This is a genomic window from Rhodococcus sp. 06-418-5 (genome assembly GCF_002258285.1).
In the GTDB taxonomy this organism is placed as follows: domain Bacteria; phylum Actinomycetota; class Actinomycetes; order Mycobacteriales; family Mycobacteriaceae; genus Rhodococcoides.
Genome location: NZ_NOYE01000037.1, coordinates 239408 through 261957, shown reverse-complemented (window position 1 = coordinate 261957; position 22550 = coordinate 239408). Strand labels below are relative to the sequence as shown.

Genomic DNA, 22550 nt, shown 5'->3' with positions numbered 1-22550 from the left:
GCCGACGCGCGCGCAATACCCCCGCGGAGGCGTCGTACCTGGTGGTTCGGCCGAAGGTACGACGCGGCGCTCCACCTAAAGTCGTAGCCGAACGCGCTACTGTGGAATTACGCATACAGGACACGCAGGCGACAGGGAGTCCGTCATGGCAGGCAAGAAGATCGACAGAGTGCACGCACAGTCCGCGTTGGAGACGGTGCGCGAGAACCCCGGCATCGCGTTGATCGCCGCCGCGCCCGCGTTGGTTGTGCTGGCAGTGGTGTGGTGGCTGCTCGGGTTCCCCGCCGCGTTGATTCTGCTGATCGCGGCAGGTGGGGCCGGCTACCTCTACCTCAGGAACCGCTGACTACCGACCAACACTGATCACTGATCGGCGCGCGGGATGCAGAACTCTGTGATGGTTGCCGAGCCTGCGGCCAGCTCTGCCCAGGACGCCTCGGTGGTCAGCACTGCGATGGCCGAGGTGGGAAAGCGGTGTCGCACCTCGCGGGCCAGGTCGGTGTCGTCGTCGGCCGCCAGTTCGAGTGCGGTCCAGGGGATTCCGGGTTCGTGCCCGACGACCAGCAAGGTCGATACCGTCACGTCGTCGAAGTAGGTGTCGGCCAACCGAATTTCGTCGATGATCTCGTCGGCGGACCCGCCGTAGATGTCTCGCTCGAATCGAGTGGGTAGGTCGCCGAGGCCGGTAGCAGCCAGGGTCTCGCGGGTGCGCAGAGCCGTCGAGCACAGCACTGCGTCGACTGTGCCGACGTGCTCGCCGATCCAGGCTCCCGCGAGCGCCGCCTCGCGTTGGCCGCGGGCGGCCAGGGGGCGTTCGTGATCCGGTACTCCGTCGGGGTAGCCGGATTTGCCGTGCCTCATCAGCACGAGGGTCCTAGTGGTCGCCATGCCGTCCACCGTAAACGGTCAGGGCGGCGGGATCGGGAAGAACGTCCACCTGCTCCGGGAAGACGAACTTGCGCATCGCCCACCATCGGAAAGCGGTTGCCAGCAACGTGCCGATGATGGACCCGCTGACGAAGTCGGCGATGTTCTCGGTGAGGAAGGACACGTTCGGCGACCGCAGATCCAGCATGTAACTCGATACCCACAGCGGTAGCTGGTTGATTGCCAGGCCGGTTCCGGCGACGGCGAAGAACAGCGCTGCCTCGTGGTGGCGACGTCGTCCGCCGCGTGCTGTGAACGACCATTCCCGGTTGAGGATGTACGACACGATCGTCGCGATCAGCACGGCCAGAACGTTCGCTGTCACCGGCTTGTCCTGCAGGATCGTCCACTTCAGGCCGAAGAACAGTACGACGGTGACGACGAAGGTGATCGCTCCGACGATGAGGAACTTGAGGGCCTCGGCGTGCTTGACGAGGGGCTCGAGCCAGCGCTGGGGAACGTGGTCGGTGAGGCGGTCGGACACATGCATCCCATCGACGTTACCTCGAGTAACGGATCGGGCCGGATTCGTCGCGGCTGCGAAGAGGGCCTAGAGCCGCGTCTTCAGGTGGTCCCGCAGCATTCGACGGACCTCTCCGGTCGCGAGTTGCTCGGGATATGTCACTGCCTGCAACGTCAGCCCGTCGACGAAGGCGTGCAGTTCGGCGGCCGCGCGTTCGTCTGTGGCGGTGTCGAAGGTGAAGGCGGGGGAGTTCGGTCGATCGAGGTCGTGCAGGTGTGCCCACGCGAGTCGGCACAGATACCGGCTGCCGAACCACCCGGCCGTCTTGAGGGCGGAGAGTCGTTCGTCGACTCTCGCTCGCACGATCGCTTCGAGCCACACCGACGCCTCGGCGCGGCGGTCCTCGTCGAGTGGCAGCATTTCTTCGAGGACGCGGATAGCTCGCGCCAGGCCGTCGCCCTCGGTGGAGTGCGCCTCCAACCGCGCTACGACGCGTTGCGTCATGGCCTCGGCCGCGAACAGGACGAGTTCTCCTTGGTCGGAGAAGTAGTACCGCAGTGATCCGGGGGACACGCCGGCTTCGGCGGCGACGCTGCGTACCGTCGCCCCGTCCATTCCTGCTCGTTCGATGACGCGCCATACGGCGGCGACGATCTCCGCCCGGCGCGCATCGTGGTCGACGATCTTCGGCATCGGTCTGTTCTAGCACCGTGTGGGCAACGGTGTTGCTCGTGGTGGGCGCACTACTGGCCGCGAATGCGGCGATCGAATTGAACCTGGTCTGAATCGACGAGAGGAAACACGATGAATGCACGAGATGCGCGCAGCATCGTCATGATCGTCGCCGGCGCGGTGCTGGCGCTGTTCTTCTGGGACCTGCAGGTGTTCTGGTTCCAGGGCGGCCCGATCGGCTGTGTTCTGGTGGTGCTCGCGACGGTGGACGTGTGGGAATCGCGTCGCCGCACCCCGAAGAAGGGCCTGCTCGCGGAACTGCGAGATGACATCGTCGGCAGCAAGGAATCGAGCGACCCATCCGAGCGTGACACTCGACCGTGAGCGGGCCCTGCCGGTTCGCGTATCGCAAGGACGGTACTGAATTCTCGGCCCAGGCGTGATAAACAAGCTGTTCGGCGATCTGTATCGAGCGGAATGGTGGTGACCTGGTGACGACCGGTGTCGGCGCGGAACTCGCTCGCTCGCCTCGGCGTGGTCTGACCGCTGCCGGCACCGCGGTGATGGTCCTGGGTCTGGTCGCCGGTTGGGTCGTCGTCTACTCGGTGAGCCTGATGGGTGCGCTGTGGCGCTTCCGTGAACCCGACGCGCCGGCACCGACGCTGTCCATGGGGGATCAGTGGGCCGATCTGGCGGTGGGTGCGGCGCAGGTGACGGTCGGTGCTGTGGCGATCGCCGTCGTCTGTCTCGTTCGGCGTCGGAAGCTGCCTGCGGTGTGGCCTGCCCGCAGTGGCACCGCGCTCGAGGCCGCGCTCACCTGGTGCGCGGCGATCGGTGCCGCGTCTGCTGCGCTGCTCGTGTTGTCTCGCATGGACATCGTCCGATTCAGCTTCTCGGTTCCGGCCTCGGTCGAATCCGATTGGCTCGCAGTGGTTTCTGCTCTCACCGTGGGTCTACGCGAGGAGCCGATTCTGGTGGCGCTACCGGTGTTGCTGCTCGTGGGCCGGCTCCCGATCTGGGCGATCATGGCGTTGTCGGCGACGATGCGAGGCCTCCTCTACATGTACTTCGGTGGCGGCGGATTTCTGTGGGCACTGTGCTGGGGTGCCGCGGCGGTCTGGGTGTTCTACCGCTACCGGCGGCTGTGGGTGTTGATCGCCGTCCACGGACTGGTGATGAACATCCAGGTGTTCGATCGAGTGATTCCATCCGATAACTCGGCGACCGTACTGCAGTGGATAAACATTCTGATCCTGTTCGCGGCGCTGCTGTGGTGGCTCACCCCGCGTGCGCTGGAGGCGTTCCTGCCGAACACGGTGGCCGTTCGGTACGGCGATGCGACCGTCGAGACGACTCCGGTGGTGGCCGAGGTGGTCCTGAACCCCGAGAAACTCGACCCCGACGAGTCCAGACGAGAGCCGCCGGTCAAGCCCTGACCATGCGGGCTTCGCGGCACTCCCAGATCGGGTCGAATTTCTCGGTGCCGTCCAGCTCGAATCGATGCTTGCGGTAGAACGCCACCGCACGGTCGTTGGCCGCTGCCACCCACAGGTATGTCGATGCCTCCCGGTCGATAACGGTGGCCATCAGTTCAGTTGCGACTCCGGTCCCGTGGTGCTCGGGCACGACGTTCAGGGACCACAGTTCGGTCGGTGCCGGCGGATCGTCGTCGCGTGGTGGCCCGCCGGTGGCGAAACCGACGATGCGTGAACTACTGGTGTCGACGGCGCAGCGGGTCCGCACACCGCGGCTCGACTGCTCGTCGCGGCGGGCGATGATCTGCTCCCATCGTTCGATGCGGTCGCGAGGGCGGATTGCATCGAGCTTGGCTCTGTTCATCATTCCCGCGTACGTCGCTTTCCAGATCGCCACGTGCGCTGCACCGAGCTGTTCTTCGTCGCCTGGGCGGATCTCGCGAATCGTGTAGCCGACCACGGTTGTAGTTGTACCGCTACGGCGCGTGTTGTTCGTCGGATTTTCTTGTCGGACCCCTCTCGTACTATCGAATGCATGTTCGATAACGGTGGGTGGGGGGTGGCGCAGACGCCGCCGGTCGACGACTGCATCGCGGGCTTTCTCGACGTCATTGCACTCAACCGTGTCAACGAGAACCTTGCTCGGGCGGCGACCGTGCTCGCGTACTGCGACGTGCTCGAGATGCGCCTCGAAGCAGCCGAAGCCGACGGCGGAGATCCGGGCGAGACCGTCCGCGGTGCCCTGTGCGATCTCGCCGTGACGATGACCGGAACGCGTCGCGATGCGTCCGTTGTGCACGATGTCGCGGAGCGTCTGCATCGAATGCCGTTGACCGCCTTACGTTTCGTGACCGGCAGCTTCGACTGGTCGACGGTGGTCACGATCACCTCGGTGCTGCACCGCGCCGGTGACGAGGTGATCGCGGCAATCGAGCACGAGGTCTGTGCGGCGGGTGGCCGAATGCGTCCGCAGGCGTTGCGCAACCGGATCTGGCGGCTGTGGATGAAAGCCGATCCGGTCGGAGCCGCAGCTGCCCGAGAGGCCGCTAAGTCCGAGGAGGTTGGTGTGCGAATCGACCGCACCGGTCCGGGCGGGATCGCATCGCTCATTGCGAAGATCACCGATCTCGAAGCAGCCGAAGCGGACGCCCTCATCGTCGAGATCGTCGGGACGGTCTGCAAGCGCGACCCACGATCGACGGGCACGCTGCGGGCCGCGGGTCTTATGGCGTTGCTGCACGGCGAGCATTCACTGGTGTGTCAGTGCGATCGCGGCGACGACTGCCCGGTGGCCGGCGCTGCCGACGATATCCCTCCTCGACGCGGGCATCTCCTCCAGATCGTGGTGGCGGTGGAGACGCTGCTGGGACTGTCCTCGGAGCCTGCAACCCTCGCCGACGGCACGCCCATCGACCCCGAAGTGGCGCGCATCGTTGCCACGGACGCGAAATGGCAGGCGCTGCTCACCGAGCTGGTCGAGATGCTGAAACCCGAACAGAGAAATTCGGGCGACGACGGATCGAACGATGATGGCCGGGATGACGACGGCCAGGGTAACGGTGGCCCCGATGACGGTGGTCCAGACGATGAGGGCCCCGATGACGGTGGTCCAGACGATGGTGGCCCGGACGGTGGAGGCAGCACGTGCAGCCCCGACGTTGGTGGCCCTCTCGCCGGTGGTGGCAGCACGTGCAGCCCCGACGGACCGGCCCCGGAACGCCCCGATGGTGGTTCGGACTCCGGCCGCGGGCAGTCGAACAGTGATGCCGGCTTCGGCCCCGGCCGTGCCGGCGTCCGCAGCGGCGATGTGTCTGGTTCGGTGTTGAGTCCGTTCGGGCCGTTCTCGACGGCTCCGCCGCTTCTGCGTCGGGTCGTCGGCATGGGCCGGGTGCGTGGTGCCGCCGAGCTTCCGTCCGCGCGTCTCGTGGATGCTCGCTGTTGCCTACCCGTGAATCCGATACTGGGGGAGGAGTCTGTCCGCGATGGGCTCGTCGCACGGTGGCTTTCATGGATCGTCGAACAGCCCGAGCGTGCTCGCGGCATCTTTCCCGACGGTCATGGCGGCGAGTCGGCTCCGTCGCAGTCGGCGGTGACGTATCGGCCCGGTGCCCGCGTCGTCGCGTTCGTTAGGGCTGCGTATCGCACCTGTACGTTTCCGAATTGCGACGTGCCGTCGGCTCGGTGCCAGATCGATCATCTGGTTCCGTTCGATCACGACGATCCCGAGCGCGGCGGCTGGACGATCGTGACCAATCTTCAGCCGGTGTGCGTGTTCCATCATCAGGCGAAGACCTCGGGGGCGTGGTCTGCGGTGATGCTCGCCGGAGGGGCGATTCTGTGGTCGAACTCCGTCGGTCTACGTGCGGTCTCGTTGCCGGACTTCTCGATCGCCTCGCCTCTCCGACGCCGCCGCCGCCGCCGCAAAAGTACATCGGCCGGGACGTCGCTGTCCCCGGCCGAACCCACCCGTTGGGAGCTCGAGTACAGCGGGTGTGCACCGCCGACACTCGAGGACTTTCGTTGTGCAGCAACGGAAAACGAGAGGCAGAAGCTCGCAGGGAAGAGGCGGGCCTACCTCGAACACTGTCGTGTCGTCCATGCGCGTGTTCGGTACGACCGCACCCGATACGACCCTCCGCCCTTCTGAAGAACACCCGCGCCGGTGTGGCACGGGCCTCTGGCCTGCTACCTTGAACGCCGTTCAAGTCTCTGGGGCAGGTCACCGTCCCACTCCTCGAGGAGCCACCCGTGTCAGATGTAGACCGCAGTACTCGCCGGCCGAGCCGTAAGGTCGGACGAATGAACGTCTCGGCCCGCGACATGGCGCAGATCGCAGTGTTCGCAGCACTCATCGCCGCGCTCGGTCTGCCGGGATCCATCACGGTCGGATTCTCGGGTGTGCCCATCACCCTGCAGACCCTCGGCATCATCCTGTCCGGTGCCATCCTCGGACCCCGCAAGGGCACGGCGGCAGTCCTGGTGTTTCTCGCCCTGACGATGATCGGTCTGCCGCTGCTGGCGGGCGGGCGTACCGGCCTCGCAGCGGTGGCCGGGCCCACCGTCGGGTACCTCGTCGGCTGGATCCCGGCTGCATTCCTGATCGGCCTGCTCACTGCGCGAATCCTGCCCAAGTACTCGATCGTGCTCGGCCTGCTGATCAACGCGGTCGGCGGAATCCTGGTCGTCTACGCATTCGGCATCATCGGGCTCGTTCTGCGCACCGATGTCGGACTCTGGGCCGCCGTCACGTCCAACGGACCGTTCCTGCCCGGTGACATCGCCAAAGTCGTCGTCGCGACCGTCGTCGCCAAGAGCGTCCACCGTGCGTACCCGGGCCTGATCAAGGCGTGACCCTCGAGCTGGGAGGTCGAGGCAACGGCACCGCGATCGTCTGGGCGGGTCGCGTGCTCACGTACACGGACCTCGACGCAGCCGTCGAGCAGTGGCCTCACCTCCCGGTGCACGATGCATCGGCGCTCGATCTGCCCGAGGCGTTGATCTGTGTGTTCGCGGCGGCCAGGCAGGGCAGCGCGGTGCGGGTCGAGGATCCGGCCATCAGGCCGGAACGTGCCGACGAGCAGAGTCCCGACGCGTTCCTGCTGGTGGCGACCTCGGGCTCCACCGGTCGCCCGAAACCGCTCGCTCGCACCGTCGCGTCGTGGGTCGACAGCTTCTCGGAGTTCACCGCCATCTCCGGTATCCGACGGACCGACACCGTGCTGATCACCGGACCGCTGCACGCCACGATGCACCTGTTCGCCGCGGTGCACGCACTGTGGCTGGGGGCGTGCATCACCGACGATCCTGCGCAGGCCACTGCCGTTCATGCGGTGCCTGCGGTACTCCGTGACGTCCTCCGCCGGATGCCTCGCGCGAGGGTTGCCGTCGCTGCCGGCGCCGGCCTCGACGATGCTGCCGCGCAGACGATCTCGGCGCAGGACATCAGGCTGGTCGAGTACTACGGCTCGGCGGAGCTGTCGCTGGTGGCGGCACGAGTCGTGGGCGAGCACTCGTCACTGAGACTGCTCCGGGACGTCGAAGCACGCACCGAGGACGGGTACCTGTTCGTTCGATCGCCGTACGCTGCACTGGGTGCGCGCGATTGGTTCGGCGTCGGTGATCTGGCCGAACTGAACGGGTCCGAACTCCTCGTCCACGGCCGCGGGGATGCAGCGATCAACGTGGGCGGAACCACCGTGATCGCCGAGGACGTGGAGAACATCCTGACCGCACTCGACGGCGTCCGAGCTGCGGCAGCGATCGGTACACCGCACGCGGTTCTCGGCCGAACCGTCTCTGCTGTCATCGAACTGGACGGAACCCGCGACCTCGACCTCGTTCGCGCCGACGCTCGCACGATCATGGCCAAGGAAGCACTGCCGCGACGGTGGACGGTGGTGGAGCAACTGCCCCGCACCTCGAGCGGCAAGATCGCGCGAGGGGCATTGCAGGGAACGGCCCTGCAATGACGATCCCTGCTGTGCATGCGCCCGTCATCGTTGCGGCGAAACGCACGGCAATCGGTATCGCCGGGCATGGCTTCGCCGATGTCACCGCCCCCGAGTTGGCCGCTCCTGTGCTCAAAGCTGTTGCGGCAGAGATCGGCTCACTCGACATCCCGATCGACGACGTGATCCTCGGCAACTGCCTCGGTCCCGGCGGCGACGTCGCACGCGTCTCGGCGCTGCTCGCGGGCCTCGGTCTCGACGTTCCAGGTGTCACCGTCGATCGGCAGTGCGGATCCGGACTCGACGCCGTCGTGCAGGCCGCGTCGCGCATCCGCAGCGGCGACGAGACACTGATTCTGGCCGGTGGCGTCGAATCTGCCAGCACCAGCCCGTGGCGATTCTGGCCACCGGTCGACGGTGAAGCACCCGTCCGCTACACGCGAGCGCCGTTCGCGCCACCCGGCTTCGCGGACCCGGACATGGGCGTGGCGGCGGACGACCTCGCGCGAATCCGCGGTATCGGACGCGAGCGCCAAGATGCCTACGCGGCACAGTCTTTCGCGCGCGCGGCGGTCTGCGACTTCTCGGCCGAGATCGTCACCGTGAACGACGTCGCAACCGACGAGCGTATCCGCCCCAACATGACCGCTCAGCGGCTCGGGAGGCTGCGCCCGACCTTCACCTCCGACGGCACCGTCACCGCGGGCAACTCCTGCGGAATATCCGACGGCGCAGCGATTCTGGCCGTCACCACGGCCGAGCGCGCAGCCGGGATGCCGGCGTTGCGCATCCTCGGTAGCGCGGTCGCAGGGTCCGACCCGGCTCTTCCGGGACTGGGTCCGGTGCCGGCGATCGAGAAACTGCTCGCCCGCACCGGGGTGCGCATCGCCGATATCGACACCGTCGAGATCACCGAGGCGTTCGCGTCGGTCGTGCTCGCGGTCTCGGACGAATTGGGCCTCGACGAGGGTCTTATCTGTCCGGAGGGTGGGGCCATCGCCATGGGGCACCCGTGGGGAGCGTCGGGCGCAATTCTGCTGGTACGGTTGGCATCTCGAATGCTGCAACCCGGAGGACCGGCATTGGGCCTGGCGGCCTGCGCCATCGGCGGCGGGCAAGGGATAGCGATGCTGGTGGAGCGGGCAACATGAGCGAGGTTGTATGAGTACGGTCAGGTTCGAGAACATTTCGCACTCGTTCGGGGAGCGGCAGGTGCTCTGCGGCATCGACCTCGAGTTCGACGAGCGGCGCATCGGCATCATCGGATCCAACGGCTCGGGCAAGTCGACGCTCGCCCGGATGATCAACGGTCTGATCAAGCCCGATACCGGCCGCGTCACGGTCGACGGCGTCGATGCCGCGAAGAAGGGTGCGCAGGTCCGCAAGAAGGTCGGCTTCGTGTTCACCGATCCCGATTCGCAGATCGTGATGCCCACGGTCGCAGAGGATCTCGCGTTCTCGTTACGCAGGTCCGGCCTGAGCAAGGCCGAGGTAGCCGAGCGGGTGGACGAAATTCTGGTCCGGTTCCGTCTGGATCGGCACCGCGACCATCCGGCGCACCTGCTCTCGGGTGGACAGAAGCAGCTGCTCGCCATCGGCGCGGTCCTCATCCGACGGCCGGAGGTGGTCGTTGCGGACGAACCGACAACCCTGCTCGATCTGCGCAATGGTCGCGTCGTCGCGCAGGCTCTGGATTCGATGGATCAGCAAGTGATCGTCGTGACCCACCAACTGGCACTGTTGGACAGCTTCGAGCGCGTCATCGTCATCGACGACGGGCGTGTCGCATTCGACGGGGCTCCCGCCGCGGCCGTTCCGGCTTACCGAGAGCTGATCGGATGATCGGTCTCTATCGGCCCGGGACCTCGCTGCTGCACCGGATGAGCCCGGGATCGAAGTTGCTGGCACTGATCGTCGCGATCCTGGCGACGGTGATCTTCGCGCGCACTCCGCTCGAAGTAGGTGTGGTGGCGCTGCTGGTCGCGGCGTTGTTCGCAGTGGCTCGCATTCCGGCGAAAGTGGCGCTGGCGCAACTACGTCCGGTGCTGTGGATGCTGTTGATCATCGGTGTGTTCCAGGTGATCATCACTACCTGGCAGCGCGCTGTGGTGGTGTGTGGGGTGCTGGTGATCTCCGTTGCTCTGGCGGCTCTGGTCACCCTCACCACCCGGGTGACCGACATGCTCGATACCGTCACCGGGGCGCTCGGTCCCGTCCGACGCTTCGGCGTCGATCCGGATCGCATCGGACTGCTCCTGGCTCTCGCCATTCGGTGCATCCCGCTGCTCGCGTCCATCGTTCAGGAGGTGTCGCAGGCGCGTAAGGCACGGGGACTGCAGTGGTCGATGACGGCGCTGGCAACCCCGGTCCTGGTGCGTGCTCTCCGTACCGCCGACGCCATGGGAGACGCGCTCGTTGCGCGCGGTGTGGATGACGATGACGTGAGAAGAGACGATGACCAGTGAGTTGCTCGCCGCCCGAATAGCGCGGCATTCCGACAGTCCCGAGGCGGCGGTCGTCGATGCGACCGGGGGGATCTCCTATCGTGAATTCTGGGGTGCGGTGGAACGCACCGCGGGCTCGTTGGCGGGCTCGAGTCGCATCGCGGTGTTGCCGACGTCGGATATCGGGTCCTTGGTGGTCGTCGTCGCGGCGATGCGTGCCGGGGTGAGTGTCGTTCTGCTGCATCGACATCTGTTGGCTCGTGAATTCGCCGACGCCATGGCGGTGTGCCGGCCCTCGCTGATTGTCGCGCATCCGCGTCAGCACGGGCGGTTGCATGGTTGGGGTGCAGGCAACGTGGTCGCACCGGACGGTCTTGCGCTCGGGCCCACCGAAATCATCGCCACGCCCACACCGAAATCGGAGTTGCTCGTGGGCGTCACCTCCGGAACCACCGGTCCGCCCAAGTTCTTCGTGCGCAATCAGGCGTCGTGGGCGGCGACGCTGGATCGCTCCGATGCCCTGTTCGATCTCGGTCCGGGGGATCGGGTGTCCGCGCCCGGCACTCTCGATCACACGCACTTCCTCTACGGTGCGTTGCACGGACTGACCCGGGGTGCGACGGTCGACCTGCGGGAGCCGACAGCGGCGCTCGAAGATGCTGCGACCCATCTGTATTCGGTCCCGACCATTGCCTGGGACATCGCTCGTTCGGGAGTGCGATCGGCGAGTGTCCGTGAGGTCCTCTCGTCTGCGGCGCGGTGGGCGGAATCGGGTAGGGCAGCGCTGGCGGCGGTACTGCCCAACGCTGGGCTGACACACTTCTACGGGGCGTCTGAACTGAGTTTCGTGTCCTACGACCGAAGCGAACGCGATGGCGCAGAAATCAGTGGGCAGGTGTTCGACGGGGTCGAGATCGAGATCAGGGACGAGCTGCTGTACGTCCGCAGCGACATGCTGTTCGACGGCTATCTGAGCCGAGTGGGAGACCACACGACCCTGACGAACGGTCCGGACAACTACGGATGGATGACGGTCGGCGATCGCGGCAGAGTCGACGACGGTCGCCTGACCTTGCGCGGCCGCGGCAGCGAGACGATCGTCCGGGCCGGTCTCACGGTGGAGTTGACTCCGATCGAGGCAGCCCTGCTCGCAGTTCCCGGTGTGCTCGAGGCCGGGGTGGTCGGGTTGCCCCACGACCGAACCGGCGAGGAACCTGCGGCCGGAGTCGTTGTGGCGCAGAACGATCCGATATCGGTGGCTCGGATTCGCCGGCACCTACGCACCGTACTGCCGGGTCCCAGCCTGCCGGTGGTGCTCGCCGTCGTGGACAGCCTGCCGCGTACGCCGCGCGGCAAGCTCGATCGTCAGGCTCTGGCGGCAACCTTGGCCACGGTGCGCACCGTCGGCTCGCCCGATGCTCCTGTGACGACGAACCAGACGGTGAGCGCCCCTCCGTCGTAGCGGTGGCGCAGAGTGACACGCTCGTTCGCCAACACCGGGCTCAGGTATTCGATGACGGCTCGGTGCGGCGCGGCAGCCAGCTCGGGCACGTTCACCAGCAACTCCTCGATCGCATGCCAGTAGACAGCGTTGTTGAGGTGGTTGAACGGATCGATATCGGTTGCGCGCAAAGGAAATTCGAGGTCGGCCGGCGATTCGGCCTGCACCGGCTCGGTCAACCACGCCTTCCATCGCAACCGGTGCTGATCGGTGGTGCGTCCCAGCATTTCCAGTGCGCCGTCACTGATGCGGGTCGGCATTCCGGTGTCCTTGCTGATGTTGATCCAGAAGCCCTCGGTCTCGATGCGCCCACCCTTCGGTGTCGTCAGTGCCACCCGCATGTTGGACCATCGCGTCGACATCGAGGAACACCAGCGCCGCATATGGACGCGGTCCGGGAAGTGGATCGGCTCGAAGACGTCGATGACGGTGCGTCGCACGATCCACATCGGATCGGTCTTGCCCAACGGTGTGGCATCGAGGTTGTCGGTGCCGATGTCCTGCAGGTAGCGGGCAACGCCGTCGAACCGCAGTCGGTTGTTCGGATCGATGTCGCCGGTCCGCACCGGCCAGCTGGCCTCGAAACCCTCACCGGGCGGCGGCTCCGGTGCCAGTTCGTCGTCGAAGCCTGCCGGTTCCACGCGTGCATTGGTCACGATGGCACTGTACGCGGACAGGCCGAATGTGCACTGTCAGACGATGTGCCGGGCCCGCATGCCGTCGAACACCGGTGCCACACGCACCACGTCTCCGGTGGTGGGAGCGTGCACCATCTGCCCGTTTCCCATGTAGATCGCCACGTGACCCGGCCCGGCCGGGCCGAAGTTTCCGAACAGCAGGTCGCCCGGTTGCGCGAGCTCCATCGGGACCTCGGTGCCCACGTTCCACTGGGTTTCCGAGGTGCGGGGCAGTGTCACTTTCCCGCCCGAGGCCTTGTACAGGGCATACGACGTCAGGCCTGAGCAGTCGAATCCACCGCCGGACGGCCCGTTGATGTTTCCGCCGCCCCATACGTACGGCAGTCCCAGGTAGTCCATCGCCAACTGCACCGATCGGCCGCCGATTCCGGTGAGGTCGAGTCCGGCGAAGGGCGTCAGGATCGCGGCGAACTGCGCTTCGGTCGCTCGGATGCGAGAGACGTACGGCTTGGTCTGCGTCTCGTAATCGAATGTGCCCGAGGGCATGCCGCCCGATCGCAATACAGCCCCTGCGCCTGCGTTGTATCCGGCCAGGGTCAGATCCAAGGTGTCACCGGACACCTTGCCCTCCCGCTTCCACCCGTCGACCTGTCCGTAGATATCGCACAGCAGTGTGCCCGACGCCATCACCGAATCACCGATGCTGTTGACGTCGGCGACGCCGTTGCCGTCGTAGTCCTTGCCGTACGTGGCCCATGTGCCGGGCATGAACTGCCCCGGTCCCTGCGCGCCGGTGCTCGAGACCGGAGCGGTTGGGCCGTGTCGAAAGCCGTTCTCGGCGGCATACAGTGCCGCGATGGTCGTCGCCTTGACGCCGCCGCAGATGTTGCCTGCCTTCTGCAGCCACGGCACGAAGGCCGTGATGGCTCCCACTGCACCCAAACCGATCGGGCCCACGTTGATGCCGGTGAACGTGGCGGGTTGACCGGGGAACAGCGCACGCCGAATGGCCTCGGCCGACGCCATGAACGCGGTCTGGGTGGCGATGTCGGCGGCGGTGTACGTCCGGCCGGCGAATTGAACGGCACCCGCCCCGAGGGCGGCTGCGGTGGTGGACACCGCATTCGACGAGAACACACTGAACGGCAGTGGCGCAGAGGGGGAACCGGCAGTCGACGTGGTCGACAGTGCGGCGGGCAGGGCGGCAACAGCCGTCGGGTCGGTCGGTACCGCAGAACCCTCGGCTGTATCCGTGCCTGCTGCTTCTGCGCCTGCCGCCTCCGCGTCGGCTGCTTCGATGTCTTCCACCGTCGGCAGATCGGGGAGCATCGGTTCGGCGGCGGTGTGTATGCCCTCGGCGGCGTCGGAGAGGGTGCGGTCGGCGATGTCGGCGGCAGGTTCGGGCAGGGTCCCCAGGAGTTCGGTCCACTGATCACTCATCGTGTTCGCCTGATCCTCGGCATCGGCGGCAATCGCGGCCGCCTGATCCTTCACCGCCTGATCGGGAATCGGAGCCGGGGCGTCGGTTCCGGCGACAACTCCGGCGGCGGACACGATGACGGCAACGATGACTGCGAATGGATCGCCTGCCATGTATCGACTCCTGCTACTCGAACGACCTTCCCCGAGCCAGTGGCTGTGATCAGGCTCACTCGGGTGCTGCTCCCATCATGCACGGTGCAGACGTTCGACTCATGAGTTTTGCGAAACTGTCAGAACAGGGATGCCCAGTAGTCCGAGAAGCGGATTCCGATGAGCGCGACGACGATTGCGTACCACACCGCGAGCAGCGTCCACCGCCATTCGAGGAAGAGGCGGCCGACGGTGCCGCCGTTGTTCGGTCCGGAGCCGATCAGTCGGCTCAGAGCCAGCACGAACAACGGCATCGTCACCGCCCAGACCACCATGCAGTACGGGCACAGGGCGTTGATCTCGTACAGGCTCTCGAAGATCAGCCAGTGTACGAACACTTCACCGAGCAGCAGGCCGCCGCTCATGCCGAGCCAGAACCAATGCGGCAGTTCGACGCGGCCGAGCCACAGCACCCCGGCGACGAGAGCAACGGAGAACGCGACGATACCGAGGATGGGGTTCGGAAAACCGAACAGCGCAGCCTGTTTCGTCACCATCACCGACCCGCACGAGAGCACGGGATTCAGGCTGCACGACGGGACGTACGACGCGTCCTCGAGCAGCTTGAATCGCTCGATCGTCAGCGTCAGCGCTGCGAGCAAGCCGAGAGCGCTGAACAGGGTGAAGACAGCGGCACCAGCGCGGGTTCTCATGTCGGTCGTCGGATGCTGCTCAGCTACCGGCGGCGGCGGTGAGAATGTTCTCCGGCGTCGGGTTGGCGATGTCGGTGCCGTTGACCCGCACGTTCGGTGTTCCGTTGATGCCTTCGCCGAGGACCGACTGTGTCTGGGTGGTGACCCAATCGGTGTAGCTGCCGTCGGTGATGCACGACGCGACGGCGGAGGAGTCGGCACCTGCAGCGGCGGCGATCGCGACGAGCTCGTCGTCGGTCAGTCCGGTACCGCCCTCGGACGGCTGCTGCTCGAACATGGCGGTGTGCCAGTTCATCCAGTTGTCGCGGTCGTTCTCGGCGACGCAGATCGACGCACTGGCCGCGCGGGTCGAGTACATGGTTCCGTTCGAGAACCGGTCGAGAATGGAGATGGGGCGGTAGTCGACGGCGACATTGCCTGCGTCGGCCAGCTGCTGCAACGTCGATCCGCTGACGGACTCGAAGTTCTTGCACGCCGGGCACTGGAAGTCCTCGACGACGCTGATGACGGTGGTGGCGTCGGGATTGCCGAAGCGGATGGCACCGTCGTCCGTCAGCGACGTGGGGGTGAGCTGGGCACCGGTCGACCCGCTGGAGCCGGCGGCCGATGCATCCCCCGACGTCGAATCTCGGTTGACGATGAAGAGAGCGATCGCTGCCACGAGCGCGATCAGAACGACTGCGACGACCACCTGAACGAGAGTCCGACGATTCTTGTCGCCGTTCTGCATGGCCTTGATGTCTTTGGAGACGTTCTTGCTCGTGTTCACGGCGACCAGTTTAGGCAGTCGATCCTGAGTGCCGGATGAGAGCCGGCGTCAGCCCAGATGTGTCAGACCAGGGATGCGAGTCGTTGGATGGCGAACCGGTATCCGTCGATCCCGAGCCCGGCAATGACGCCGCTGGCAATGGGGGAGACGAAGGAGTGATGCCGAAATTCCTCGCGGGCATGCACGTTGGAAATGTGCACCTCGATGATCGGCACCTCCGGGATCACGAGCGCGTCGCGCAGCGCCACGGACGTATGCGTCAACCCGCCCGGATTGATGACGATGCCCGACGCCACCCCGCGGGCCTCGTGGATCCAGTCGATGATCTGACCCTCGTGGTTGGACTGCTCGGCTCGGACGGTGAGACCGTGCTCGGCACCGGTCTTCTCGCACAGGGTGACGACGTCGGCGAGGGTGGCGTGGCCGTACACCTCGGGCTGCCTGGTTCCGAGCATGTTCAGATTCGGACCGTTGAGCACCAACACCTGCTTGGCCACGACGTCACTCCTTTTCCTGCTTCGGGTACTACCGAGTCCGATCATTTCACAGCGGGTTGACACAATCGTCCGGTGAAGGCAGTGACCGCGTGAAGGCAGTGACCGCGTGAGGACCGTGACCGCGTGAGAACAGTGTGGGTGGTGTGGGGCATCGGTGTCTTCGCCTACATCGTCGGGGTGCTGCATCGGACGTCCTTCGGCGTCGCGGGCCTGAGTGCGGCCGATCGGTTCTCGGTGTCGCCGTCCCTGCTGTCGTCGTTCGTGGTGCTGCAGGTGGTCGTGTACGCGGGGATGCAGATCCCGGCCGGGGTACTGCTGGATCGCATCGGTTCGCGGAAGATGATCGCCGCGGGCGCGCTGATCATGGCGACGGCTCAGATCACGCTGGCGCTCACCGAATCGCTCCCCGTCGCCGTGGCCGCGCGAGCGTTCGTCGGCGTGGGCGATGCGCTCACCTTCATCTCGGTGCTGCGATTGGTGCCGCGCTGGTTCACGCCCCGGCGAGTACCGATCGTCTCGCAGCTGACGGGTCTGCTGGGCCAGCTCGGCCAGGTGCTCTCGGCGGTCCCGTTCCTGATTCTGTTGAACGGACCCGGCTGGACGTTCGCGTTCGGCAGCGCAGCGGCGCTCGGGCTGCTTGCCCTGGTGCTGGTTCTCGCCCTCGTCCGAGATCGGCCCGACGACGGAGCTGCTCCCGTGTTCGAGCCGACGACGTTGCGACAGACCCTCGCCTCCATCGCCGAGGTGTGGCGACGGCCCGGCACGCGGCTCGGCTTCTTCTCGCACATGGGCACCCAGTTCTCGATCACGGTCTTCGCGTTGCTGTGGGGTGTGCCGTATCTGACGTCGGCGCAGGGCCTGTCGGCGTCGACGGCCGGAGCATTGCTGACGGTGTCGGTGGCGGCCGCGGTGGTGTCGGGCATCGTGGTCGGGCTCCTCACCGGGCGTTACCCGATGCGGCGGTCGTGGCTGGTGCTGGCGATCATGATCAGCAACGCCGCGATGTGGGCCATCGTGCTGTCGCTTCCCGGGCCTGCGCCACTGTGGTTGCTGGTGCTGCTCGTGGTGGTGATCTCCGTGGGTGGTCCCGGTTCGGTGATCGGTTTCGACCTCGCCCGCACGTTCAATCCGAGCGCCAACCTGGGGACGGCTCAGGGGATGGTGAACATCGGCGGCTTCCTGGCGTCACTGTTGGTGATCGCGGGGATCGGATGGATTCTCGACGCGATGGGTGGCTACACGTTCGACAGCTTCCGGATCGCATTGCTCGTGCAGTTCCCGGTGTGGATCATCGCGATCACCGGAGTTCTGCTCACGCGCCGCAAGACCAGACGAGTTCTCGCGGCCGAGGGAATTCATCCGCACACGATGCGTGAGGTGCGCGATCGGATCCGGCGCAAATAACTCTTTGCACCGACGGCATTCTGCGCGCATGCTGGTGTCCCAATATCGTTGTAGGACACAAGCAAATGCTACGTAAAGGTGCGTCAAAGAGATGGTAACCGAGCCTGAAGTGACCCCCGCGTCCGGCGAGTATTCGCATCGCGAGATCATGACGATTCTGTCGGGCCTGATGATGGGCATGTTCCTCGCGGCGCTCGATCAGACCATCGTCTCGACGTCTGTCCGCACCATCGCCGACGACCTCAACGGGTTCTCGGTGCTGGCCTGGGTCACCACGGCCTACCTCATCACCTCGACGGTCTCGACCCCGCTGTACGGCAAACTCTCCGACCTCTACGGGCGCAAGCCGTTCTTCATGACGGCCATCTCGATCTTCGTCGTCGGATCGATGCTGTGCGGCATCGCGACGTCGATGTACGAGCTCGCCGCCTTCCGCGCCATCCAGGGCCTCGGTGCAGGCGGTCTGATGTCGATGGCGCTGGCGATCATCGGCGATATCGTGCCTCCGCGCGAACGCGCCAAGTACCAGGGTTACTTCCTGGCCGTGTTCGGCACGTCCAGCGTGCTCGGACCGGTCATCGGTGGCCTGCTCGCCGGGCAGTCGTCGATTCTCGGAATCACCGGCTGGCGTTGGGTTTTCTACATCAACGTCCCCCTCGGCATCATCGCGCTCGTGGTGGTGTGGCGAGTTCTCAATCTGCCGGTGTACCGCCGCGAGGCGCGCGTCGACTGGTGGGGCGCAGTGCTTCTCAGCGTCGGCCTGGTCCCGCTGCTCATCATCGCCGAGCAGGGTCGCGTTTGGGGATGGAGCTCGCCGCGGGCCCTGCTGTGTTTCGGAATCGGCATCGTCGGCGTCATCGCGTTCGTGCTCGCCGAGATCAAGATGGGCGACGACGCCCTGATTCCCATGCGATTCTTCCGAAACCCGTTGTTCTCGTTGTGTATTGCCGTCAGTGTCATCGCCGGTGCGGCCATGTTCGGTGGCATCTCGCTGCTGCCTCAGTATCTGCAGGTGGTCAAGGGATCGTCGCCGACGCTGGCCGGCTACCAGACCCTGCCCCTCGTCGGTGCCCTGATGGTCGCGTCGATCGTCTCGGGTCGGATGATCTCGAAGACGGGACGCTACAAGATCTTTCCGATCGTCGGTACGGCACTGATGGCGCTCGCGATGTTCGTCTTCCACTACGTGCACGCCGATACCCCGCTGTGGCAGACGATGGTCGTCATGGGCGTGTTCGGCCTCGGGCTCGGTTCGATGATGCAGCCGCTGACCCTGGCCATCCAGAATGCGATGCCGCCCAAGGACATGGGTGTATCCACCTCTGCCGCAACGTTCTTCCGGCAGATCGGTGCGACGGTCGGCGTTGCCGTCTTCCTGTCGATGCTGTTCACCCAGCTCACTCCGAAGACGGGAGACGCGTTGATCGCCGCCAGTTCGACCCCGGCATTCCAGCAGGCAGTACAGAGCGCCGCCATGAGTTCCGATCCGCTCGAATCGGGTTTCGCTCGAGCCATCGCCTCGGGTGACGCCTCCGTCGCAGGCAGTGCACTGCAGGACAGCTCGTTCATCCAGAAGCTCGAACCGGCTCTGGCCGAGCCGTTCCGCATCGGGTTCTCCGACGCCATGGATTACGTGTTCCTGGCCGTGTCGATCCTGATGGTCCTCGGATTCGTACTGGTGCTCTTCCTCAAGGAGGTTCCGCTGCGCACGATGTCCGGCCTGGCCGCTGCGCAGCAGGAACGAGACGAAGAACGAGCGAACGAGGCAGGAACCGGACTGCTCTGATGGCGTGAAGTCCGATGCCGTGAATCCTGGGACAAGGTACGGCTCGGTCCGGTGCGGGGCCCGGGAGCGTCGATCCGCTCAGGTCGAAGGTGCGGTGATGCCTCGGAACAGCACGTCGAGACCCAACTCGAGTTCGAGGGCACCGTCGTACTCGGTGATCAGAGGTGGCAGCGTCGACAGCAGGGGAAATGTGTCGATGGGGAGTCGGCGCAGAGCGAGGCTGAGGCGGTCGCCGGTCTCGTCCGGGTTGGCGGTCGTTTCCTGGGTCTCGCTCACTAGATGGCCGCGTAGGAAGGAGATCATCAGCCGATAGCTCGTCAGGGCCTCGGGCAGCGTGAATCCCGCGGTGGTCAGCAGAATCAGAATGTTCTCGAGTGAGGCCAGTGACCGGGGCGTGCCCAACCCCAGTGGGGTCGCCTGAGGGCAGGTGGTCAGCAGCACCGCCGCGTGCGGGTGTTGGAGGGCGAGCTCACGGTAGTGCCGCGCAAAAATTCTGAGCTGACGCTGCCAATCGGGGTCTGCGCCGTCGACGCAGACGAGTGTGCCCAGTACCGAATCTGCGATGGCGTCGAGCAACGCCTGTTTGGTGGGTAGGTATCGGTAGACGGTCATCGGATCGCGATCGATCGATGCCGCGAGGCTCCGGATCGTCAGGCTGTCGAGTCCGGTTCGATCGACGATGCTCAGGGCGGCGGACACCACGTACTCGCGGTCGATCTTGATATTGGAGTGTGGGCCCGGTCGGTTCGTCGTGGACATCGGTAGGCAACCTCTCGAAAGCAGTGAACCGACCGGTAAGTAGGGGGCAAACAAACTTGTTGTTCGACAACACTTTTCGCTTGACTCATTATCCTACACATGGTGTGCTGTAGCTCTACACCGTAGAGATACGGGGAAACTCTTAGTTGCGGAGTGGGCACGAGCCTCCGCTGATCGCATAGTTGTGTCACCTTGCCGAACTCCGTCGGCCGGTGACGTCATCGAATACGGAACCGCGATACCTCCACGCACTCGGATCGGTCCGGGGCGGCCGTTGAGCGTCGCGACATCAATTGCTGCGCAATCGAACTCGTCGGGGGATCGATTGCGCGGTTCACGAAGTCCGGCAACAAGTCCGCTTCGCCCAACCAGCAGAACGGTATGCAATCCATGCCCGCTTCACAGCACACGTGCACGTCGACCCCCATCAAGCGCAGGGGACGAACCCTCGTTCCGCTTGCCGGTTCGGTCGCTTTGGCCACCAGCGCACTCATGCTGATCAACGTCCCCGCAGCCGAGGCTCAACCCACCACCGTCGAACTCGGCACCGCGGAGAGTTACGCCGTTCTGGCCGGCTCCAAGATCACGAACACCGGCCCGTCGAGGATCGGCGGCAACGTCGGAGTGAGCCCAGGCGTCGGTGTCGAACCGTTCATCACCGGATTCCCACCGGGAGAGCTCACCAGTGGAGTTATCGACGACCGCAATTCGGTTGCAGCGCAGGCGAAAGCGGATCTGAGTACCGGATACGACGACGCCGCCGGTCGACCGGGAGCAACCTCGACCGGAGTCGAACTCGGCGGACAGACATTGTTGGCCGGGTTGTACGGTTCGGGCACGTTCGGCCTGACCGGAACCCTCACACTCGACGCGCAGGGCAACTCCAACGCCGTGTTCATCTTCCAGGCGGCATCGACGCTGATCACGGCATCCGACAGCAGTGTCTCGCTGATCAACGGGGCCAACCCGTGCAACGTGTTCTGGCAGGTCGGAAGCTCGGCCACACTCGGCACCGGTACCGATTTCGTGGGCACGATCATGGCACGGGCGTCGATCACGGCGACCACGAATGCCGATGTGCAGGGACGGCTACTGGCTCTGGACGGAGCTGTCACCCTCGACTCGAACACGATCACCAACCCGGGTTGCGGAACCACCGAGCCGCCCGTGACCACCACGCCTCCGATTATGACCACGCCTCCGGAGACCACCACGCCTCCGGTGACCACCACGCCTCCGGTGACCACGACATCTCCGGAGACCACCACGCCGCCCGTGACCACGACATCTCCGGTGACCACCACACCGCCCGCGACCACGACATCTCCGGGTGACGGTGGCGGTACGCCGGGTGACGGTGGCGGCACGCCGGGTGACGGTGGCGGTACGCCGCCGATCGTCATCGAGGTGCCCCCGATTCCGGGTGTGCCGCCGGTGATCACCATCCCGCCGATCCCGGGTGTCCCGAACGTGCCGAATCAGCCGAACGTGCCGAATCAGCCGAACGTGCCGAATCAGCCGAACGTGCCGAATCAGCCGAACGTGCCGAATCAGCCGAACGTGCCGAACGTGCCGATCACACCGGGTGGCCCGGATCAGCCGGGCACGTACAACCCCGGTGGCCAGATCACACAGATCCCGAACGGTGGTGTCGACACCGGTGACGGCAGTACCGTGAACCGTTCGACTGCAACGTCGTTCGCTCCGATGTGGACATTGCTGGCGGTACTCGCGGTCGGTGCTTTCTCTGCCTTGGCTCTGACTCGTCGTCGGAACTGATCGGTGAGACCTACCGTCGAGGTATCGGTACCTCCGGCCGAATCCGCCCGCACCACGACCCGTCATCGGGTCGTGGTGCGGGCGGTGGCAGCGGCGTTCCTGGTGCTGCTGTCGCTGGTTGTCGGCTGCGCAACGCCCTCGGATGCCGGCCCCGCGCAGAACGAGTCGATGCCCTCGGCTTCTGCTCCCGCCGTCGTCACGCCGTCGGGTGAGGTCGGCGCCGGATCGTCGTCGGCGCCCGGGTCCCCGCCTGCGCGCCTCGAGATCGGTGCGATCGGCGTCGACTCCGATGTGATGGGTCTGGGTCTGCGTCCGGACGGATCGATGGAGGTACCCGCGGGCGGTTTCCCCGCCGGTTGGTACACCGGGTCGCCGGTTCCGGGGCAGCTGGGACCGTCGATCGTTGCGGGGCATGTGGATTGGGGCGGCAGCCCCGGTGTCTTCTACCGGCTGCGCGATCTCGAACTGGGCGACGATGTGACCGTTGTCAGCCAGGACGGCGGCACGGTCCGGTTCGTCGTCAGCGCGGTGGAGCAGTATCCGAAGGATGCGTTTCCCACCGACAAGGTCTACGGAGACATCGACCACCCAGGCTTGCGCTTGATCACCTGTGGCGGCCAATTCGACTCGGATATCTCCAGTTACGACGACAACATCGTCGTGTACGCCGATCGCGTCTGAGCGAGCTCTCTCGCTCACAGCA

At 65.6% G+C, this 22550-nt stretch carries 24 protein-coding genes; 14 read left to right on the top strand and 10 right to left on the bottom strand.

Features of this window, described 5'->3' with window-relative positions; translation table 11 throughout:
• Positions 1 to 145 precede the first annotated feature (145 nt).
• A complete protein-coding gene (locus tag CH274_RS26405) occupies positions 146 to 346 on the top strand; it encodes a membrane protein (protein ID WP_027498199.1) in 201 nt (66 codons plus the stop codon).
• Between the two features lie 17 nt (positions 347 to 363).
• On the opposite strand, the gene CH274_RS26400 is transcribed toward CH274_RS26405, so the two are convergent.
• Genes CH274_RS26400 through CH274_RS26390 form a run of 3 tightly spaced genes read right to left on the bottom strand, consistent with a single transcriptional unit; the run spans position 364 to position 2083 of the window.
• A complete protein-coding gene (locus CH274_RS26400) occupies positions 364 to 888 on the bottom strand; it encodes a SixA phosphatase family protein (RefSeq protein WP_032394193.1) in 525 nt (174 codons plus the stop codon).
• The gene (locus CH274_RS26395) at positions 875 to 1417 is read right to left on the bottom strand and encodes a GtrA family protein (RefSeq protein ID WP_032393981.1); all 543 of its coding nucleotides are present in this window, start codon (positions 1415 to 1417) and stop codon (positions 875 to 877) included. The genes CH274_RS26400 and CH274_RS26395 overlap by 14 nt, the downstream gene beginning before the upstream one ends.
• Positions 1418 to 1477: 60 nt before the next feature.
• The gene (locus tag CH274_RS26390; protein WP_094659374.1) at positions 1478 to 2083 is read right to left on the bottom strand and encodes a TetR/AcrR family transcriptional regulator; all 606 of its coding nucleotides are present in this window, start codon (positions 2081 to 2083) and stop codon (positions 1478 to 1480) included.
• Positions 2084 to 2194: 111 nt separating this feature from the next.
• Between CH274_RS26390 and CH274_RS26385 the strand changes: the two genes are divergently transcribed.
• Positions 2195 to 2446 carry a hypothetical protein gene (locus CH274_RS26385; protein ID WP_094659373.1) on the top strand — a complete coding sequence of 84 codons (252 nt, stop codon included), beginning with the start codon at positions 2195 to 2197 and terminating at the stop codon, positions 2444 to 2446.
• Positions 2447 to 2553: 107 nt separating this feature from the next.
• Positions 2554 to 3498 carry a CPBP family intramembrane glutamic endopeptidase gene (locus CH274_RS26380; protein WP_256993702.1) on the top strand — a complete coding sequence of 315 codons (945 nt, stop codon included), beginning with the start codon at positions 2554 to 2556 and terminating at the stop codon, positions 3496 to 3498.
• On the opposite strand, the gene CH274_RS26375 is transcribed toward CH274_RS26380, so the two are convergent.
• A complete protein-coding gene (locus CH274_RS26375; RefSeq protein WP_094659371.1) occupies positions 3488 to 3997 on the bottom strand; it encodes a GNAT family N-acetyltransferase in 510 nt (169 codons plus the stop codon). The genes CH274_RS26380 and CH274_RS26375 overlap by 11 nt on opposite strands.
• A gap of 75 nt (positions 3998 to 4072) precedes the next feature.
• Between CH274_RS26375 and CH274_RS26370 the strand changes: the two genes are divergently transcribed.
• The 7 genes from CH274_RS26370 (at position 4073) to CH274_RS26340 (ending at position 11891) form a co-directional block, all read left to right on the top strand.
• Positions 4073 to 6184, top strand: a complete 2112-nt coding sequence (locus CH274_RS26370; protein WP_143546646.1) for an HNH endonuclease signature motif containing protein — start codon at positions 4073 to 4075, stop codon at positions 6182 to 6184.
• Positions 6185 to 6336: 152 nt separating this feature from the next.
• The gene (locus CH274_RS26365; RefSeq protein ID WP_179272889.1) at positions 6337 to 6888 is read left to right on the top strand and encodes a biotin transporter BioY; all 552 of its coding nucleotides are present in this window, start codon (positions 6337 to 6339) and stop codon (positions 6886 to 6888) included.
• Positions 6885 to 8006 carry an AMP-binding protein gene (locus CH274_RS26360; protein WP_094659369.1) on the top strand — a complete coding sequence of 374 codons (1122 nt, stop codon included), beginning with the start codon at positions 6885 to 6887 and terminating at the stop codon, positions 8004 to 8006. Before CH274_RS26365 ends, CH274_RS26360 begins: the two co-directional genes overlap by 4 nt.
• Complete coding sequence (locus CH274_RS26355; protein ID WP_094659368.1) at positions 8003 to 9136, top strand: thiolase family protein; 1134 nt, start codon at positions 8003 to 8005, stop codon at positions 9134 to 9136. The genes CH274_RS26360 and CH274_RS26355 overlap by 4 nt, the downstream gene beginning before the upstream one ends.
• A gap of 10 nt (positions 9137 to 9146) precedes the next feature.
• Positions 9147 to 9827 (top strand): energy-coupling factor ABC transporter ATP-binding protein, encoded by a 681-nt coding sequence (locus CH274_RS26350; RefSeq protein ID WP_032393986.1) that lies wholly within the window; start codon positions 9147 to 9149, stop codon positions 9825 to 9827.
• Positions 9824 to 10450, top strand: a complete 627-nt coding sequence (locus tag CH274_RS26345) for an energy-coupling factor transporter transmembrane component T family protein (RefSeq protein ID WP_094659367.1) — start codon at positions 9824 to 9826, stop codon at positions 10448 to 10450. The genes CH274_RS26350 and CH274_RS26345 overlap by 4 nt, the downstream gene beginning before the upstream one ends.
• Positions 10440 to 11891, top strand: a complete 1452-nt coding sequence (locus tag CH274_RS26340) for an AMP-binding protein (protein WP_094659366.1) — start codon at positions 10440 to 10442, stop codon at positions 11889 to 11891. Before CH274_RS26345 ends, CH274_RS26340 begins: the two co-directional genes overlap by 11 nt.
• Here CH274_RS26340 and CH274_RS26335 read toward each other — a convergent pair.
• The 5 genes from CH274_RS26335 to aroQ all read right to left on the bottom strand — a co-directional run bounded on the left by CH274_RS26335 (position 11795) and on the right by aroQ (position 16119).
• The gene (locus tag CH274_RS26335; RefSeq protein WP_373453947.1) at positions 11795 to 12586 is read right to left on the bottom strand and encodes an acyl-[acyl-carrier-protein] thioesterase; all 792 of its coding nucleotides are present in this window, start codon (positions 12584 to 12586) and stop codon (positions 11795 to 11797) included. The genes CH274_RS26340 and CH274_RS26335 overlap by 97 nt on opposite strands.
• Before the next feature lie 36 nt (positions 12587 to 12622).
• The gene (locus CH274_RS26330; protein ID WP_032393989.1) at positions 12623 to 14161 is read right to left on the bottom strand and encodes a C40 family peptidase; all 1539 of its coding nucleotides are present in this window, start codon (positions 14159 to 14161) and stop codon (positions 12623 to 12625) included.
• A gap of 119 nt (positions 14162 to 14280) precedes the next feature.
• Complete coding sequence (locus CH274_RS26325; protein WP_032393990.1) at positions 14281 to 14853, bottom strand: vitamin K epoxide reductase family protein; 573 nt, start codon at positions 14851 to 14853, stop codon at positions 14281 to 14283.
• Positions 14854 to 14872: 19 nt separating this feature from the next.
• Positions 14873 to 15622: a DsbA family protein gene (locus CH274_RS26320; RefSeq protein WP_256993701.1), complete on the bottom strand. Its 750-nt coding sequence runs from the start codon at positions 15620 to 15622 to the stop codon at positions 14873 to 14875.
• 62 nt (positions 15623 to 15684) lie between these two features.
• Positions 15685 to 16119 carry a type II 3-dehydroquinate dehydratase gene (gene aroQ, locus CH274_RS26315; RefSeq protein WP_032393992.1) on the bottom strand — a complete coding sequence of 145 codons (435 nt, stop codon included), beginning with the start codon at positions 16117 to 16119 and terminating at the stop codon, positions 15685 to 15687.
• A gap of 123 nt (positions 16120 to 16242) precedes the next feature.
• Between aroQ and CH274_RS26310 the strand changes: the two genes are divergently transcribed.
• Positions 16243 to 17523, top strand: coding sequence for an MFS transporter (locus CH274_RS26310; protein ID WP_094646941.1), 1281 nt, complete (start codon positions 16243 to 16245; stop codon positions 17521 to 17523).
• 91 nt (positions 17524 to 17614) lie between these two features.
• Positions 17615 to 19309: an MDR family MFS transporter gene (locus CH274_RS26305; RefSeq protein WP_094659364.1), complete on the top strand. Its 1695-nt coding sequence runs from the start codon at positions 17615 to 17617 to the stop codon at positions 19307 to 19309.
• 78 nt (positions 19310 to 19387) lie between these two features.
• On the opposite strand, the gene CH274_RS26300 is transcribed toward CH274_RS26305, so the two are convergent.
• On the bottom strand, positions 19388 to 20068 hold the full coding sequence (locus tag CH274_RS26300; RefSeq protein ID WP_094629527.1) for a TetR/AcrR family transcriptional regulator C-terminal domain-containing protein: 681 nt from the start codon (positions 20066 to 20068) through the stop codon (positions 19388 to 19390).
• A gap of 390 nt (positions 20069 to 20458) precedes the next feature.
• Between CH274_RS26300 and CH274_RS29415 the strand changes: the two genes are divergently transcribed.
• Entirely contained in the window at positions 20459 to 21847 is a 1389-nt protein-coding gene (locus CH274_RS29415) for an ice-binding family protein (RefSeq protein WP_256993700.1), read from the top strand.
• A 3-nt stretch (positions 21848 to 21850) separates the two neighbouring features.
• Entirely contained in the window at positions 21851 to 22528 is a 678-nt protein-coding gene (locus CH274_RS26290; protein WP_218829242.1) for a class F sortase, read from the top strand.
• The last annotated feature ends 22 nt before the right edge of the window (positions 22529 to 22550 follow it).